A 15,660-nucleotide genomic window follows, 5' to 3' on the forward strand; every position below is an offset into this window, starting at 1 on the left:
AGGGCGGGCACCCCCGGGGGTGCCCGCCCTCACACATGCCCGCCCGCGTCCGGCGGCTGCCGGACCGGCCCGGGCCTAGCCGTACTCGGGGATGCCCGGGATCAGCCCGTCGCCCTCGGCCCGCAGCAGTTGCCGGACCTCCTCGATGGTCGCCTCGGCGTCGGGGAGGATCAGGTCGGACGGCTCCAGCGAGTCGTCCGACAGCGGACTGCCGAACTCCTTCACCGCAGCCAGCAGGCCGTCCAGCGCGGACCTGAAGTGCTCCTCGTCCCCCGACTCCAGCGCACGCAGCAGATCGTCGTCCAGCTCGTTGAGCCGGTTCAGGTGGTCGTCGGCCACCTGGAACTGCCCTTCCCCCATGACCCTCATGATCATGCCGCTGCGTCTCCCTGCTGTCGTGGCCGATGCCGTAGGAGTGGGATCACTTGTTGTAGTTGATCGTCCCCGGAGTGTCCTGCTTGTCCTGCGTACCGGGCTTGCCCTGCTCGATGGCCGGCTGCGCGGCCGCGGGGCCGCCGGTGAGCTCGGCCTTCATCCGGGCCAGCTCCAGCTCGACGTCGGAGCCGCCGGCCACCCGCTCCAGTTCGGCCTCGATGTCGTCCTTGCGGCCGAGGCCGCTGGCGTCGTCGAGCGCGCCGGAGGCCAGCAGCTCGTCGATCGCACCCGCGCGGGCCTGCATCTGGGCCGTCTTGTCCTCGGCCCGCTGGATCGCCAGGCCCACGTCGCCCATCTCCTCCGAGATCCCGGAGAAGGACTCCGCGATCCGGGTCTGCGCCTGGGCGGCGGTGTAGGTGGCCTTGATGGTCTCCTTCTTCGTCCGGAAGGCGTCCACCTTGGCCTGCAGCCGCTGGGAGGCGAGCGTGAGCTTCTCCTCCTCGGCCTGGAGCTGCTGGTACTGCGTCTCCAGGTCGGTGATCTGCGACTGCATGTTGGCCTTGCGGGTCAGGGCCTCGCGCGCGAGGTCCTCCCGGCCGAGCGAGAGCGCCTTGCGCCCCTGGTCCTCGTACTTCGCGGACTGCTGCTGCAGCTGGGTCAGCTGGAGCTCCAGGCGCTTGCGCGAGGTGGCCACGTCGGCCACGCCCCTGCGCACCTTCTGCAGCAGTTCGAGCTGCTTCTGGTACGAGTAGTCGAGCGTTTCACGCGGATCTTCTGCACGGTCCAGGGCCTTGTTGGCCTTGGACTTGAAGATCAGCCCCATACGCTTCATGATTCCGTCGCTCATGGGCCTCGGGTGCCCCCTTCTCCGGCCTGCGGTCTCAGTCTCGTTACCAGACACGACGAGTGTATGTGCAGCGAGGCCATCGCCGCAGTGCACCTGCCTGCAACAAGACTGCTACAGCCACAGGTGCCGATGCCTCATCCCGGGGGTGGAACCCGACCCCGATTTCATGATCCGGCAGGGGGAGGGAACCCCGTACTGGGCGCGCCGGTCCCGGGGGCCGGAACCTCGGAAACTTCTCGGATTCTTGATCGATATCTGTTTGGGTCCAACGGCACGGGAAGAAGCGTCCGGGCACCACGTACGCTGGGGGTGTGTTCCGACGCCGTTCAGACGATGCCACTGCCTCCGCCGCCGTGCTGGAGAAGCAGAGCGATACGAGCCAGGCCCGCGACCCGCAGGCGAAGAAGGGCCGGCCCACGCCCAAGCGCAGTGACGCCGAGGCCAACCGGCGCACCCGGGTGACCGTCCCCAAGGACCGCAAGGAGGCCGCCCGCCAGTCCCGCGAGCGGATGCGCTCCGAGCGGGAGAAGCAGCGCACCGCGCTGCTGGAGGGGGACGAGCGCTACCTGCCCGCCCGTGACAAGGGCCCGGTGCGCAAGTTCGTCCGCGACTACGTGGACGCCCGGTGGTCGCTCGCCGAGTTCTTCCTGCCCGCCGCCGTGGTCATCCTGATCCTCAGCGTGGTGCGGGTGCCGGCCCTGCAGCTCCTGTCCACCCTGCTCTTCCTCGCCTTCTTCGTCCTGGTGATCCTGGACTTCGCGCGCCTGGGCCTCGGCCTGCGCAAGCAGCTCGGCGAGCGCTTCGCCGGGCAGAACACCCGGGGCGCCGTCGCGTACGGCCTGATGCGCATCCTGCAGATGCGCCGACTGCGGCTGCCCAAGCCGCAGGTCAAGCGCGGGGCCAAGCCCTGACCGCCGAGCCGGTGAACTCGGGCTGGGCCCCTCCCACCTGGGAGGGGCCCGGCCTGTACGCGTTGCCGGGCCAGGGCGGCGGAGGCCACGACCGGCTCCCCTCGCGCAGCGGCTCGTTCGCCGGCGCCGGCCCGTCGCCGGAACGCCAGGGCGGCCTGCGCAACCTGGTCCGCCAGGAGATGGTGGCCCGGCAGCTGGCCGAGCAGCTCGCCGGGCGCACCGGCCAGCGCGTCCTGGACGTCGGCTGCGGCCAGGGCGTCCAGGCACTGCGGCTCGCCAGGGCCGGCCACTTCGTCACCGGCATCGACTCGGACCAGTCCGCCCTCGGCGTCGCCCAGGCGACGCTGGCCCAGGAGCCCGCCGAGGTCCGCGGCCGGGTCCAGCTGCTCAGCGGGGACGGCCACCAGTGCGGCCGCTGGTTCGGTGCCCGCAGCTTCGACGTGGTGCTCTGCCACGGCGTCCTGATGTACCTGCCCGACCCGGACCCGATGATCGCCTCGCTGGCCCGGCTGCTCGCCCCCGGCGGGGTGCTCTCGCTGCTGGCCCGCAACCGCGACGCGCTGGCCATGCGCCCCGGCGCGGCCGGGGACTGGCGCGCCGCCCTGCACGCCTTCGAGAGCGACCGCTACTACAACCGGCTGGGGCTCACCGCCCGCGCCGACCGGCTCGCCGACCTGGCCGTCACCCTCGCCGAGGTCTCGGTGCCGCTGAAGCACTGGTACGGCGTGCGGGTCTTCACCGACAACACCGCCGACGACTCCGCGCCCCCGGTGGACGGCCGCCGCCTCGCCCAGCTGCTGGAGGCCGAGGAGCGGGCCGGCAAGACCGACCCGTACCGGCAGATAGCCGGGCTGCTGCACGTGGTGGGCGCCAAGTAGCGAGTGGGGCACCCGGCCTGCCCGCCCGCCGCCGGCCGGGCCCGCTCGCCGGGCCGCCGGCCGCGCTCGTCGGCACGGGTGCCGGACTCGTCGGGACGGGTGCCGCGCTCGTCGGGACGGGTGCCGGGCCGGAGGTCTTCCCGGCCGGACGGATCCGGCCGGGTACCGGGTGACCACCCGGACGGGACGGTCTCAGCCCTCGTGCAGGCTCATCGAGTAGATGACCCGGTCGTCGTCGAGCAGCACGGCGTTGTCGACGCCGTCCTCGACCAGCTGCTTCCAGCTCTCGCCGATCCAGGACTCCGCGTCGCCCTGGCCCGGGAACTCCTCCTGGCCGCCCGCGGGGGTGACCAGGGTTCCGTCCGCCTTCTCGTACCGCCACGTCCAGACCATGCCCGGCTCCTCCCGCTGACGACTGGTTGGTCGTACCGCTCTGTCCCGCCGCACTGTCGTGCCGCTGCTGTGTTGTGCTGCGCACATTAGCCTGCCCGCCGCGATCATCCCTACGCCTCGTCCGGCAGGATGGACGCCATGGCACTCCCCCGCACCCTGATCCTCGGCGGCGCCCGCTCGGGCAAGTCCACCCGGGCCGAGCAGCTGCTCGGCGGGTACGCCGACGTCCTCTACGTGGCGACCGGCGGCACCCGGGACGGCGACCCGGAGTGGGCCCAGCGGGTCGGCCTGCACCGCGAGCGGCGCCCGGCGAGCTGGCGGACGGCGGAGACCTGTGACCTGGAGGGCGTGCTGCGCGACACCGCCGACCCGGCGCCCGTACTGATCGACTGCCTGGGGCTCTGGCTGACCACCGTGATGGACGAGTGCGACGCCTGGGACGACGCGGCCTGGGCCGCCGGCGGCGAACGGGCGGTCGGCCTGCGCTGCGCGGCGCTGGCCGGCGCCTGGGGATCGACGGGCCGTCAGGTGATCGCGGTGAGCAACGAGGTCGGGATGGGCGTCGTGCCCGCGACGGCCGCCGGGCGCCGCTTCCGCGACACCCTCGGGCGGCTGAACATGACGGTGGCCGACGCCTCCGAGCAGGTGCTGCTGGTGGTGGCGGGGCAGGTGGTGACGGTGAAGCCCGCCGCCTGACAGGCCAGCCACCTGATCGCGCCGCACGCCGTGTAGCCTTCCCAGCGATGGACACGACCGTGGATCTGGATACGTTCTCCTCGCTCGTCGAGCGCCCCGACGAGAGCGCCCGGCGGGCCGCCGACGAGCGCTGGCAGGCGCTCGACCGGCCGCGCGGCGGCCTCGGCCAGCTGGAGGAGCTGGGCAGCTGGCTGGCCTCCGTACAGGGGCACTCCCCCGTGCGGCCGCTGTCGGCGCCCAAGGTGCTGCTGTTCGCCGGCGACCACGGGGTCGCCTCGCTCGGCGTCTCCGAGCTGCCCGCCGACGGCGGCACGGCCGGGCGGGTCCGGGCCGTCCTCGACGGCACGGCGCCGGTCGCGGTGCTCGCGCGGCGCTTCGGCGCCCGGGTACGCGTCGTCGACGTGGCGGTGGACGCCGACCCGGACGACTTCCCCGAAGAGGTGACCCGCTACCGGGTGCGGCGCGGCTCCGGCCGGATCGACGTCGAGGACGCGCTCAGCGCCGAGGAGGCCGCCCGGGCCTTCCGCGCCGGCATGGCGGTCGCCGACGAGGAGGCCGACGCCGGGACGGACCTGGTGGTGCTCGGCGACCTCGGGGTCGGCTCGACCACCGTCGCCGCCGTCCTGGTCGGCGCCCTCTGCGGGACGGACGCGGCCGCGGTCACCGGGCGCGGCTCCGGCATCGACGACCGGGTCTGGATGGTCAAGTGCGCCACCGTCCGCGACTCGCTGCGGCGGGCCCGGCCGGTGCTCGGCGACCAGCTGGCCCTGCTGGCGGCCACCGGCGGCGCGGACTTCGCGGCCATCACCGGCTTCCTGCTGCAGGCCGCGGTGCGCCGGCTGCCCGTGGTGCTGGACGGCGTGGTCTCGGCCTCCTGCGCGCTGGTCGCGCAGCGGATCGCCTTCCGGGCCCCCGAGTGGTGGCGGGCCGGGCAGTCGACCGGCGAGCCCGCCCAGGCGAAGGCGTACGACCGGCTGACGCTGATCCCGTTGCAGGAACAGAAGATCACCATGGGCGAGGGCGTCGGCGCGCTGATGTCGCTGCCGCTGCTGCAGGCGGCGGCGGACACCCTGGCCGAGGAGACGGCCGTGCTCCCCGGCCTGCCCGACGCCCCCGCGGTGCCGCGGGTGCAGCCCAAGCTGCCCTCGGCGGCGGATCTGCTCGGCCGGGTCTGAGACGGTGCCGGACGGGCCGGGGGCCGGCGTGCCCGGAGCGGGCGCGGCCGGCTCCGGTGCTGCCGGGGCCGGTGGCGGCGGGACCGGTGCTGCCGGGGCCGGTGGCGGCGGGACCGGTGCTCATGGGGCCGGGGATCCGCGGGCCGGCCGGCTGCGGTTCGAGGGGCTGAGGTTCGCCTTCGGCACGCTGTCCGTCCTGCGGGTGCGGGTCGAACGCTGGGACCGGCCGACGGCGGGGCGCGCGATGCTGTGCGCGCCCGTGGTCGGGATCGTGCTCGGGACGCTCGCCGCCGCCCTGGGCGCCCTGGTGGCCTGGCGGGCGGGCGGACCGCTCGGCGCGGTCACGGCGGTCGCGGCACTCGCGGCCCTGACCCGGGGCCTGCACCTGGACGGCCTGGCCGACGTCGCGGACGGCCTCGGCAGCGGCAAGCCCGCCGAGGACGCCCTGCGGATCATGAAGCAGTCCGACATCGGGCCCTTCGGCGTACTCACCCTGCTGCTCACCCTGCTCGGCCAGATCGCCGCGCTGGCCGGACAGTTCGGGCACTCCCCGCTGCGCGGCGCGCTCGCCGTGCTCGCCTGCGCCGTCACCGCGCGCTGCGCACTCGCCTGGGGCTGCCTGCGCTCGGTGCCGGCCGCCCGCCCGGGCGGGCTCGGCGCGATGGTCGCGAGCACCGTACCGACGGCCGCCGCGCTCGCCGTCTCGGCCGCCGCCGCCCTGCTGCTCGCCCTGGCCGGCCTCGCCGACGGCTGGTCCGCCCTGCGGCTCCCGCTCGCCCTGGCCGCCGGCCTGCTCGGCGCCCGGCTGCTGCTGCGGCGCTGCGTCCGCCGCTTCGACGGCATCACCGGCGACGTCCTGGGCGCGACGGCGGAGACCGCCGCCACCTGCTGCCTGCTCACGCTGGCCCTGGCCGGCTGACCGACCGGCCGACCTGCCGACCTACCGCGGAGCAGTACGGCGAGCGGCGCGCATTGCTGACCACCCGTCATCGCGGGCCGCGGAACCGCTCCCACGCCGGCGCCGCCGGACCCGGCCGGATATTGACGCCCGGTCAACTCCACGGCACCTGGACGGTGTTGCGGCAGGCCTCGGCGGGACGCTCCGCCGCCGGAACTCGGCCGGACGGACGACCGGGTGCCCGGCCTGGGTGCGGAGCATTCTCAGGTGGTGCGTCAGACCCGCACTGCCCGCCCCTCCTCCGCCGGGCCCCGTCGGGCCGCGTCGCGCGCGGACCCGCGCGCCCGGGCGACGAGGCGGGAAGGGCGGTCCGTGGTCCCCCGCCCGGCCGGGCCGGGCTCACGTCCTGCTGCCACCGGCGGCGTCGCGCCGGGGCGGGCCCGGGGCCGGGAGCCGGTGGGAGCGCTGTCGCGCGGTGACCCGTCAGGGGCGGGACCGGGGGCGGCGTGATCCCAGCATGCGGACTACCATGCGGGGAGCACCGTAGCCCTGCACCGTCGCGGGAACTGCCCGGCCGCTCTTCGCCGAGGAGCCGGGACCTCTGGTGTGTGCGGTCGCCGGAGGCGGCGCACGCGCCAGGGGTCCCGGAGCCGGAGCCGGCCGGGCGGGTCCCCGCGACCCGGGGGTACGCCGGTGCGGCATCACCGCCGCACCCGGCCGTGGACGCGAAAGAACAGGACGCAAATACGTGACTGCATTGTCTGTGAGCACCTCCTCCGCCGCATCGCTGCGCGCGGACGCCCTGGTGGTCGGTGTGGCGAAGGGCGCGAAGGGCATCGTGGTGGCACCCGGTGCCGAGGCCGTGATCGAGGCGTTCGAGGGCAAGCTGGCCGAGGTCCTCACCACCCTGGGCGCCACCGGTGGCGAGGGCGAGGCCGTGAAGGTCTCCTCCCCGGCCGGCCTGAAGGCCCCCCTCGTGCTCGCGGTCGGCCTCGGCGACGCCGAGCAGGGCTTCTCCGAGGAGGCGCTGCGCCGCGCGGCCGGTGTCGCGGCCCGGACCCTCGCCGGCACCAAGAAGGTCGCGCTGGCGCTGCCGGCCGAGTCGGCCGAGGACGCCGGCGCGATCGCGCTGGGCGCGCTGCTCGGCGCGTACTCGTACGCGACGTACAAGAGCAACGGCGCCGGCAAGGAGCCGGTCGGCGAGCTCGTCGTGCTGACCAGCCGCAAGGGCAGCAAGGACGCCAAGGCGGCGGTCGAGCGCGCCACCGCGGTCGGCGAGGAGATGAACCGCGCCCGCGACCTGATCAACATGGCGCCGAACGACCTCAACCCGAAGGCCTTCGCGACCATCGCCCAGGCCGCCGGCAAGGAGCACGGCCTCAAGGTCGAGGTGCTGGACGAGAAGGCCCTCGCCAAGGGCGGCTTCGGCGGCATCCTGGGCGTGGGCGTCGGCTCGACGAACCCGCCGCGGCTGGTGAAGGTGGCCTACACCCACCCGAAGGCCAAGGCGACGCTGGCGTTCGTCGGCAAGGGCATCACCTACGACTCGGGCGGCATCTCGCTGAAGCCGGCCGGTCACAACGAGACCATGAAGTGCGACATGGCGGGCGCGGCGGCGGTCTTCGCGACCGTGGTCGCGGCCAAGCGCCTCGGCCTCGCCGTCAACATCACCGGCTGGCTGGCGCTGGCGGAGAACATGCCGTCGGGCTCGGCCACCCGCCCCGGCGACGTGCTGCGGATGTACGGCGGCAAGACCGTCGAGGTCCTGAACACCGACGCCGAGGGCCGGCTGGTGCTGGCGGACGCGATCGTGCGGGCCGGCGAGGAGAACCCGGACGTGATCGTCGACGTGGCGACCCTGACCGGCGCCATGGTGCTGGCCCTGGGCACCCGCATCTTCGGTGTGATGTCCAACAGCGACGAGCTGCGCGACACCCTGCACGCGACGGCGCAGGAGGCCGGCGAGCAGTCCTGGCCGATGCCGCTGCCGGTCGAGCTGCGCAAGGGCATGACCGAGTCGACCATCGCCGACCTGGCCAACATGGGTGAGCGGATGGGCGGCGGCCTGGTGGCCGGCCTCTTCCTGAAGGAGTTCGTCGCCGAGGGCATCGACTGGGCCCACCTCGACATCGCGGGCCCGGCCTTCCACGAGGGCGCGCCGTACGGCTACACCCCCAAGGGCGGCACGGCGAGCGCGGTGCGCACACTGCTCCGCTTCGCCGAGCGGACGGCCGCGGGCGACAAGGCCTGACGCCGCGCCCCGCACGGTTCCGGCCGTCCCCGGCCACCGGGGGCGGCCCGGCCCGGCGCCCTTCAACGGGCGCCGGGCCTTTTTCATTCCATTTTCCGGTTACCTGGCGGTAATAAGGCGCGGCAGCCTCCGGACCCCTGTTCGCTGCGGGCGAAACTTTGTTCCACAAGGTGGAACTCCCCGGGCCCACGGCCCCGCGGAGCCCCGCTCACCGCCCCGGCGCAACCCCTGTGAGCTGCGGCGATACCCTGACGTACGGGACGTTCGACCCCCCGCTACGAGGTGCCCCGATACCCTCGGGGCAGGCCGGGACATCAGCTGCCACGAACAAGTGCGAAGATGTATTTCCGGCACGACTGGGCGCCTTACAAAGGCTTCCCGACCCACCGGACCGCGACCGGCCCGGCGATCCGCACCCCTTTGCATGGAGGACGTGACGTGGCGAACGACGCCAGCACCGTTTTCGACGTTGTCATTCTCGGAGGCGGAAGCGGCGGTTACGCCGCGGCGCTCCGCGCCGCTCAGCTCGGCCTGAGTGTGGCCCTGATCGAGAAGGGCGAGCTGGGCGGCACCTGCCTGCACCGTGGTTGCATCCCGACCAAGGCTCTCCTGCACGCGGCCGAGGTCGCGGACGAGACCCGCGAGGCGGCGGACTTCGGTGTCCTCGCCACCTTCCAGGGCATCGACATCAAGGGCGTCCACAAGTACAAGGACGACGTCGTCTCCGGCCTGTACAAGGGCCTGCAGGGCCTGGTCGCCTCCCGCAAGGTCCACTACATCACCGGCGAGGGCAAGCTCTCCTCGCAGACCTCGGTGGACGTGAACGGCCAGCGCGTCGAGGGCCGCCACATCGTCCTCGCCACCGGCTCCGTGCCGAAGTCGCTGCCGGGCCTGACCATCGACGGCGACCGCGTGATCTCCTCGGACCACGCCCTCAAGCTCGACCGCATCCCGAAGTCGGCCGTGATCCTGGGCGGCGGCGTCATCGGCGTCGAGTTCGCGTCCGTCTGGAAGTCCTTCGGCGTCGACGTCACCATCGTCGAGGCCCTGCCGCACCTGGCCCCGCTGGAGGACGAGAACTCCTCCAAGCTGCTGGAGCGCGCCTTCCGCAAGCGCGGCATCAAGTTCGAGCTCAAGGCCCGCTTCTCGGGCGTCGAGTACACCCAGGACGGCGTCCGCGTCTCCACCGAGAACGGCAAGCAGATCGACGCCGACCTGCTGCTCGTCGCCATCGGCCGCGGCCCGGTCTCGGCCGGCCTCGGCTACGAGGAGAACGGCGTCGCCACCGACCGCGGCTACGTCCTGGTCGACGAGTACATGCGCACCAACGTGCCCACCATCTCGGCCGTCGGCGACCTCGTCCCGACCCTCCAGCTGGCCCACGTCGGCTTCGCCGAGGGCATCCTCGTCGCCGAGCGCCTGGCGGGCCTCAAGGCCGTGCCGATCGACTACGACGGCGTGCCGCGCGTGACGTACTGCAACCCCGAGGTCGCGTCGGTGGGCATCACCGAGGCCAAGGCCGTGGAGCTGTACGGCAAGGACAAGGTCGTCACGCTCAAGTACAACCTGGCCGGCAACGGCAAGAGCAAGATCCTCAAGACCGCCGGCGAGATCAAGCTCGTCCAGGTCAAGGACGGCGCCGTGGTCGGCGTCCACATGGTCGGTGCCCGCATGGGCGAGCAGGTCGGCGAAGCCCAGCTCATCTACAACTGGGAGGCGCTGCCGGCCGAGGTCGCGCAGCTCATCCACGCGCACCCCTCGCAGTCCGAGGCCCTCGGCGAGGCGCACCTGGCGCTGGCCGGCAAGCCGCTGCACGCGCACGACTGATCGCGCGCGCCCGCTTACTTCCCCCATCCCGTACGCAAGACTTGATAGGAGTCGCTGAAACCATGGCGGTCTCAGTAACACTGCCCGCGCTGGGCGAGAGCGTTTCCGAGGGCACTGTCACCCGCTGGCTGAAGGCCGAGGGTGAGCGCGTCGAGGTCGACGAGCCGCTGCTCGAGGTCTCGACCGACAAGGTCGACACCGAGATCCCGTCGCCGGTCTCCGGCATCCTCGCCGCCATCAAGGTCGCCGAGGACGAGACGGTCGAGGTCGGCACCGAGCTGGCCGTCATCGACGACGGCTCGGGCGCCCCGGTCGCCGCTGCCGCGCCGGTCGCCGAGGCGGCCCCGGCCGCGCCGGCTCCCGTCGCCGAGGCCCAGGCCGCCGCTCCCGCCCCGGTGGCCGAGGCTCCGGCTGCCGCGCCGGCCGCCGCCGCCCCGGCCGGCGACGCCACCCCGGTGCTGCTCCCCGCCCTGGGCGAGAGCGTCTCCGAGGGCACCGTCACCCGCTGGCTGAAGGCCGAGGGCGACACCGTCGAGATCGACGAGCCGCTGCTCGAGGTCTCCACCGACAAGGTCGACACCGAGATCCCCTCGCCGGTCGCCGGCGTGCTGGTGAAGATCCTGGTGGGCGAGGACGAGAGCGCCGAGGTCGGCGCCCAGCTCGCGCTGATCGGTGTCGCGGGCGCGGTCGCCGCCGCCCCGGCCCCGGCCGCCGCTCCGGCCGCCCCCGCCCCGGTGGCCCCGGCCGCCCCGGCCCCGGTCGCCGCTCCGGCCCCGGTCGCCGCTCCGGCGCCGGTCGCCGCCCCCGTCGCTCCCGCCGCCGACAGCTCCGACGCCTACGTCACCCCGCTGGTGCGCAAGCTCGCCGCCGAGCAGGGTGTCGCCCTGGGCTCCGTCACCGGTACCGGTGTCGGCGGCCGGATCCGCAAGCAGGACGTCATCGCCGCCGCCGAGGCCGCGAAGGTGGTGGCCGCTCCGGCGCCCGCCGCTGCCGCCGCCCCGAAGGCCGCCGCCGCGCCGTCCCCGCTGCGCGGCCAGACCGTGCCGATGACCCGGGTCCGCAAGGCCATCGCCAAGCACATGGTCGACTCGCTCAAGGTGTCGGCCCAGCTGACCACCGTGGTCGAGGTGGACGTCACCCGCATCATGCAGCTGCGCAACAAGGCGAAGAACGGCTTCCTGCAGCGCGAGGGCGTCAAGCTCTCCCCGCTGCCGTTCTTCATCAAGGCCGCCACCGAGGCGCTCAAGGTCCACCCGGTCCTGAACGCCAAGGTCAACGCCGACGACACCATCACCTACCACGACGTCGAGAACATCGGCGTCGCGGTGGACACCGACAAGGGCCTCTTCGTCCCGGTGATCCACGGCGCGGGTGACTTCAACATCGCCGGCATCGCGAAGAAGGTGGCCGACCTGGCGACCCGCACCCGCGACGGCGGCCTGAAGCCGGACGAGCTGGCGGGCGGCACCTTCACGGTGACCAACACCGGTTCGCGCGGCGCGCTGTTCGACACCCCGATCCTCAACCAGCCGCAGGTCGGCATGCTGGGCATCGGTGCCACCGTGCGCCGCCCGGTCGTGATCAACCACCCGGACCTGGGCGAGACGATCGCCGTCCGCGACATGGTCTACCTGGCCCTGTCGTACGACCACCGGATCGTGGACGGCGCCGACGCCGCCCGCTACCTGGGCACCGTCAAGGCCCGTCTGGAAGAGGGCGCCTTCGAGGGCGACCTCGGCCTGTAAGGCCGTCAGCGGGCCGCGCCCGCTGCCGCGACCCCCGCTCCGTCCCCGGACGGAGCGGGGGTTTCCGCGTTTCACGGCGACTTCGCATGCGTTTGCCCGAGTGAACAGGGATGCTGGAGCGGTGATGTACGAGACGGACTTCTGGCAGATCATCGACGAGACCCGGGACGCCGCCGAAGGTGACCCGGACGAGCAGGCCGACCGGATGGTGGAACGGCTCGCCCAGCTGACGCCGGACGACGTCATCGACTTCGCCCGGCTGTTCGAGGCGCGCTTCCAGCGCGCCTACCGGACCGATCTGTGGGGCGCCGCCCACCTGCTGCTGGAGGGAGCCTCGGAGGACGCCTTCGACTACTTCCGCTGCTGGCTGATCGGCCAGGGCCGGGAGGTCTTCGAGGGCGCCCTCCAGGAGCCGGACGACCTGGCGGAGCTGGTGCCCGACTTCGACGAGGAGGAGGACGGCGACGCCGAGGACATCGGCTACGCCGCCGACGAGGCGTACGAGCAGCTGACCGGGCTGCCGCTGCCCGACCTCGGGCTGCAGCAGCCGGCCGGGCCGCAGGGCGCGCCGCTCGACTTCACCGACACCGAGGCGATGGCGAAGCGCTTCCCCCAGCTCTGGGAGCGCTTCGGGGAGTAGGCCGGGCGCGGCTCCCGCGGTCCGCCCGGCGGCGGGCCCCCGGTCGGCCCGGCCCGTCAGACGCCGCTGCCGGTGCCGTCCTGCTTGATGCCCTTGAGGATCTGGTCCAGGGCCGACGGGTCCGGCGCCTTCGGGTCCTCGTCCACCCCGCCGTTGAGGACGACGAAGCCGCCGCCCTCGGCCGGGACGGCCGCCAGCAGCACGTAGCCGGTGGTCCCGTCGCTGGTCCGGACGTGCCAGCGCACCGCATAGCCGGCCACGCCGGCCACCGTGGTCGCCGAGGAGCCGGCGTCGGTGTGCGAGGACAGCCCGGAGAAGATCGCCTGGGCGTAGGCGGGGATCGCCGCCTCGGCCGCCGCCCGCGCGGTGGAGCCCTGGACAGGGTCCGTCTTGATCGAGAACTGGCCCCGGACGCAGTCCCCGCCGCCCGGGCAGGTGTAGGGGCCGCTGGTCAGCGAGACGGTCGCGGTGCTGCCGGGCGTCCCGGCCACCCACCCCGTCAGCACCGGGACGGTGATGGCGTGCTGGGCGTCGGGCACCGTACCGGTGACCGCCACCGGGGCGGTGCTGCGCGGCGAGGCCGAGGGGCTGGGACGCCGGCTGGGCGAGGTGGCGGGACTCTCCGAGGGGCCGTCCGGGAGGGTCGGCAGCGCGAGGGTCGGGGTGGGCCGGGGCTTGGGGTCGTCACCGCTGTTCAGCGCCACGCCCGCGGCGATGCCGCCGGCCACCAGGACGGCCACCACGACGCCGATGACCAGGCCGTTGCCGGTCCGGCGCGGGGCGGCCGGGCCGGGGTACCCGGCGCCGGGCGGGTACCCGGGCAGACCCGGTCCGCCCGGCTGGGCGCCGCCGCCGGGATAGCCGGGCGGGTACCCCCCGCCGGGCTGCGGCGGGTAGCCGTAGCCCTGGCCGGGCTGCGCGGCTCCGTAGGCGGGCGGCGCGGCGGGCGCCCCGTACCCCGGGGCGGGCTGCGGCGCGGCCGGTGCCGGGCCCTGCCAGGCCTGGGTCGGAGCGTCGGCGATCTGCCCGGCGGCGGGCGGGCCGCCGGCGGCCGGACGGACGTCGCTGCTCCAGGCGTTGCCGTCCCACCAGCGCTCGTGGGTGGCCGCGCCGTCCGGCCCTGTGCCCGGTACGGGGTACCAACCGGGAGGCGTCGAGTTGCTCACCGCCGTACCGTACCCGTCGCGGACCGCTCCCAGACAGGCCCTGCCGGTGACAGTACGGTCCGGGTTGTCACGGTTCGGCCACTGCGCCCGGACGGGCCCGCCGGAGCCCGGCGCGGGGCGCGGCGCGGCCGCCCGGCGGGCCGGTTCCGGCGGGCGTGGGGGCCGGCCCGCCGGCGGGCGGCCGGGCCCGCCGGGTGCGGCCCCCCGTCAGTCCTCGCCGTCGAGCCGGCGGGCCATCCAGATGTCGTCCACGTACCGGCCGTCCAGCAGGAACTCCTCGCTGAGCGAGCCCTCGACACGGAAGCCGCAGCGCTCGTAGAGCCGGCGGGCGGGCTCGTTGTGGCCGAGGACCCGCAGGCTGATCCGGCGGGCGCCGTCCGCCCGGGCCGCCGCGCAGGCGGCCTCGACCAGGGCCCGGCCGATGCCTCGGCCGCGGACCGACCCGTCGACGGCGAGGCCCTGGATCTGCCGGACGTGCCGGTTGCTGGCCAGCGGGGTGGGCGGCACCTGGCGGACGTAGCCGACCACCCGGCCGCCGATCAGGGCCAGCAGGTACTGCTCCGGCGGGTGCCGCTCGTCGAAGACCCCGCTTTCCTCGGCGGGCCGGGGGGCGACGTCGCTCAGCCACGACCAGGCGGCGCGGTTGAGGTCGGCCAGCTCCCGTTCGTCCTCCGGGCGGGCCGATCGGATGATCAGGTCGTCGTCTCGCATGGGCGCCATGCTAAGGGCTGTCCCGTCTTCCCCGGCGGGAAGGAACCGAGCTGCGAGGATGGGCCCATGCGCATCGCTGTCACCGGTTCGACCGGGTTCCTCGGGTCCGCACTCGTCCGCTCGCTGCTGGCCGACGGCCATCAGGTGGTCCGGCTGGTCCGGCACCGCGGCCGGACCGGGCCGCAGGCCGACGGCACCACCGCGATCGGCTGGAACCCGCTGCGGATGGAGATCGACCGGGCCGGGCTGGCCGGGGTCGAGGCCGTGGTGCACCTGGCGGGCGCCGGGGTCGGCGACCACCGCTGGACCGAGGCCTACAAGCGGGAGATCAGGGAGAGCCGGGTGCTCGGCACCGAGACCCTGGCCGCCGCGCTGGCCGCCGCCGACACCCCGCCCCGGGTGCTGGTCAGCGCCTCCGCCGTCGGCTACTACGGCCAGACCGGCGACCGGGTGATCGACGAGCGCTCGCCGGCCGGGGACGACTTCCTCGCCGGGGTCTGCGTGGAGTGGGAGGCCGCGGCCCGGCCCGCCGCCGCCGCCGGGATCCGGGTCGTGCACCCGCGGACCGGACTGGTGCTGGCGACCGGCGGCGGCGCCGGCGCCCGGCTCTTCCCGCTCTTCAAACTGGGGCTCGGCGGCCGGCTCGGGTCGGGCGACCAGTACTGGAGCTTCATCTCGCTCGCCGACGAGGTCGCCGCGCTGCGCTTCCTGATCGACCGCAAGGACATCGAGGGGCCGGTCAACCTGACCGCGCCGCAGCCGGTGACCAACCGTGAGCTGACGGCGGCGGTCGGGCGGATGCTCGGCCGGCCGACCCCGTTCCCGGTGCCGGAGACGGTGCTGAAGGCCGTCCTCGGCGAACTCGCGGTCGAGGTGGCCGGGAGCCACCGGGTGCTCCCCGCCCGGCTGACCGAGGCCGGTTTCCGGTTCCGGCACCCGGACGTCGAGTCGGCGGTGCGGGCGGCGCTCTAGGCACGGCCCGTGCGGGCCTCCCGGGGCCCGCACCGCCCCGGCGGGACCCCCCGGGGACCCGGGCGGCGGCCAGGGCCCGGACGGCCGCCGGAGCGGGCCCCGGCGGGCCGGGGGCGCCCCGCGGGACGGGCGGGCGCGCCCGGGGGCGGGGAGGGCGGAAACGGGAGCAGGGGGC

At 74.5% G+C, this 15,660-nt stretch carries 14 protein-coding genes and 1 pseudogene; 10 read left to right on the top strand and 5 right to left on the bottom strand.

From position 1 onward, the window contains the following. Positions 1-75: 75 nt before the first annotated feature. Both pspAA and IE329_RS34035 read right to left on the bottom strand, forming a co-directional pair. A complete protein-coding gene (gene pspAA, locus IE329_RS34030; RefSeq protein WP_190214896.1) occupies positions 76-375 on the bottom strand; it encodes a PspA-associated protein PspAA in 300 nt (99 codons plus the stop codon). Positions 376-421: 46 nt separating this feature from the next. After that, positions 422-1,222 (bottom strand): PspA/IM30 family protein, encoded by an 801-nt coding sequence (locus tag IE329_RS34035; RefSeq protein WP_190214897.1) that lies wholly within the window; start codon positions 1,220-1,222, stop codon positions 422-424. A gap of 311 nt (positions 1,223-1,533) precedes the next feature. Between IE329_RS34035 and IE329_RS34040 the strand changes: the two genes are divergently transcribed. Both IE329_RS34040 and IE329_RS34045 read left to right on the top strand, forming a co-directional pair. Continuing rightward, a complete protein-coding gene (locus IE329_RS34040; protein ID WP_190214898.1) occupies positions 1,534-2,133 on the top strand; it encodes a DUF3043 domain-containing protein in 600 nt (199 codons plus the stop codon). A 179-nt stretch (positions 2,134-2,312) separates the two neighbouring features. Further along, entirely contained in the window at positions 2,313-3,011 is a 699-nt protein-coding gene (locus IE329_RS34045) for a methyltransferase domain-containing protein (RefSeq protein ID WP_190214933.1), read from the top strand. A gap of 192 nt (positions 3,012-3,203) precedes the next feature. On the opposite strand, the gene IE329_RS34050 is transcribed toward IE329_RS34045, so the two are convergent. Beyond that, a complete protein-coding gene (locus tag IE329_RS34050) occupies positions 3,204-3,404 on the bottom strand; it encodes a hypothetical protein (RefSeq protein WP_073923258.1) in 201 nt (66 codons plus the stop codon). A gap of 150 nt (positions 3,405-3,554) precedes the next feature. Here IE329_RS34050 and cobU point away from each other — a divergent pair. From cobU to IE329_RS34085, 7 genes and pseudogenes are all read left to right on the top strand, one after another. Next, positions 3,555-4,100, top strand: a pseudogene (gene cobU / locus IE329_RS34055) (bifunctional adenosylcobinamide kinase/adenosylcobinamide-phosphate guanylyltransferase); the annotation flags it as partial. 47 nt (positions 4,101-4,147) lie between these two features. After that, positions 4,148-5,275 carry a nicotinate-nucleotide--dimethylbenzimidazole phosphoribosyltransferase gene (locus IE329_RS34060; RefSeq protein WP_190214900.1) on the top strand — a complete coding sequence of 376 codons (1,128 nt, stop codon included), beginning with the start codon at positions 4,148-4,150 and terminating at the stop codon, positions 5,273-5,275. 151 nt (positions 5,276-5,426) lie between these two features. After that, the gene (locus IE329_RS34065; protein WP_190214934.1) at positions 5,427-6,194 is read left to right on the top strand and encodes an adenosylcobinamide-GDP ribazoletransferase; all 768 of its coding nucleotides are present in this window, start codon (positions 5,427-5,429) and stop codon (positions 6,192-6,194) included. Positions 6,195-6,921: 727 nt separating this feature from the next. After that, a complete protein-coding gene (locus tag IE329_RS34070; protein WP_190214901.1) occupies positions 6,922-8,424 on the top strand; it encodes a leucyl aminopeptidase in 1,503 nt (500 codons plus the stop codon). A 438-nt stretch (positions 8,425-8,862) separates the two neighbouring features. Continuing rightward, entirely contained in the window at positions 8,863-10,251 is a 1,389-nt protein-coding gene (lpdA, locus tag IE329_RS34075; protein WP_190214902.1) for a dihydrolipoyl dehydrogenase, read from the top strand. A 62-nt stretch (positions 10,252-10,313) separates the two neighbouring features. Then, the gene (sucB, locus tag IE329_RS34080; protein WP_190214903.1) at positions 10,314-11,996 is read left to right on the top strand and encodes a 2-oxoglutarate dehydrogenase, E2 component, dihydrolipoamide succinyltransferase; all 1,683 of its coding nucleotides are present in this window, start codon (positions 10,314-10,316) and stop codon (positions 11,994-11,996) included. Between the two features lie 124 nt (positions 11,997-12,120). After that, complete coding sequence (locus IE329_RS34085) at positions 12,121-12,636, top strand: DUF4240 domain-containing protein (protein ID WP_190214935.1); 516 nt, start codon at positions 12,121-12,123, stop codon at positions 12,634-12,636. A gap of 56 nt (positions 12,637-12,692) precedes the next feature. Here IE329_RS34085 and IE329_RS34090 read toward each other — a convergent pair whose 3' ends face one another. Both IE329_RS34090 and IE329_RS34095 read right to left on the bottom strand, forming a co-directional pair. After that, entirely contained in the window at positions 12,693-13,802 is a 1,110-nt protein-coding gene (locus tag IE329_RS34090) for a DUF2510 domain-containing protein (RefSeq protein ID WP_190214904.1), read from the bottom strand. 207 nt (positions 13,803-14,009) lie between these two features. Beyond that, entirely contained in the window at positions 14,010-14,522 is a 513-nt protein-coding gene (locus IE329_RS34095; protein WP_190214905.1) for a GNAT family N-acetyltransferase, read from the bottom strand. A gap of 57 nt (positions 14,523-14,579) precedes the next feature. Between IE329_RS34095 and IE329_RS34100 the strand changes: the two genes are divergently transcribed. Continuing rightward, positions 14,580-15,485, top strand: a complete 906-nt coding sequence (locus IE329_RS34100; protein WP_190214906.1) for a TIGR01777 family oxidoreductase — start codon at positions 14,580-14,582, stop codon at positions 15,483-15,485. Positions 15,486-15,660 lie beyond the last annotated feature (175 nt).

Source organism: Kitasatospora indigofera (genome assembly GCF_014655955.1).
In the GTDB taxonomy this organism is placed as follows: domain Bacteria; phylum Actinomycetota; class Actinomycetes; order Streptomycetales; family Streptomycetaceae; genus Kitasatospora; species Kitasatospora indigofera.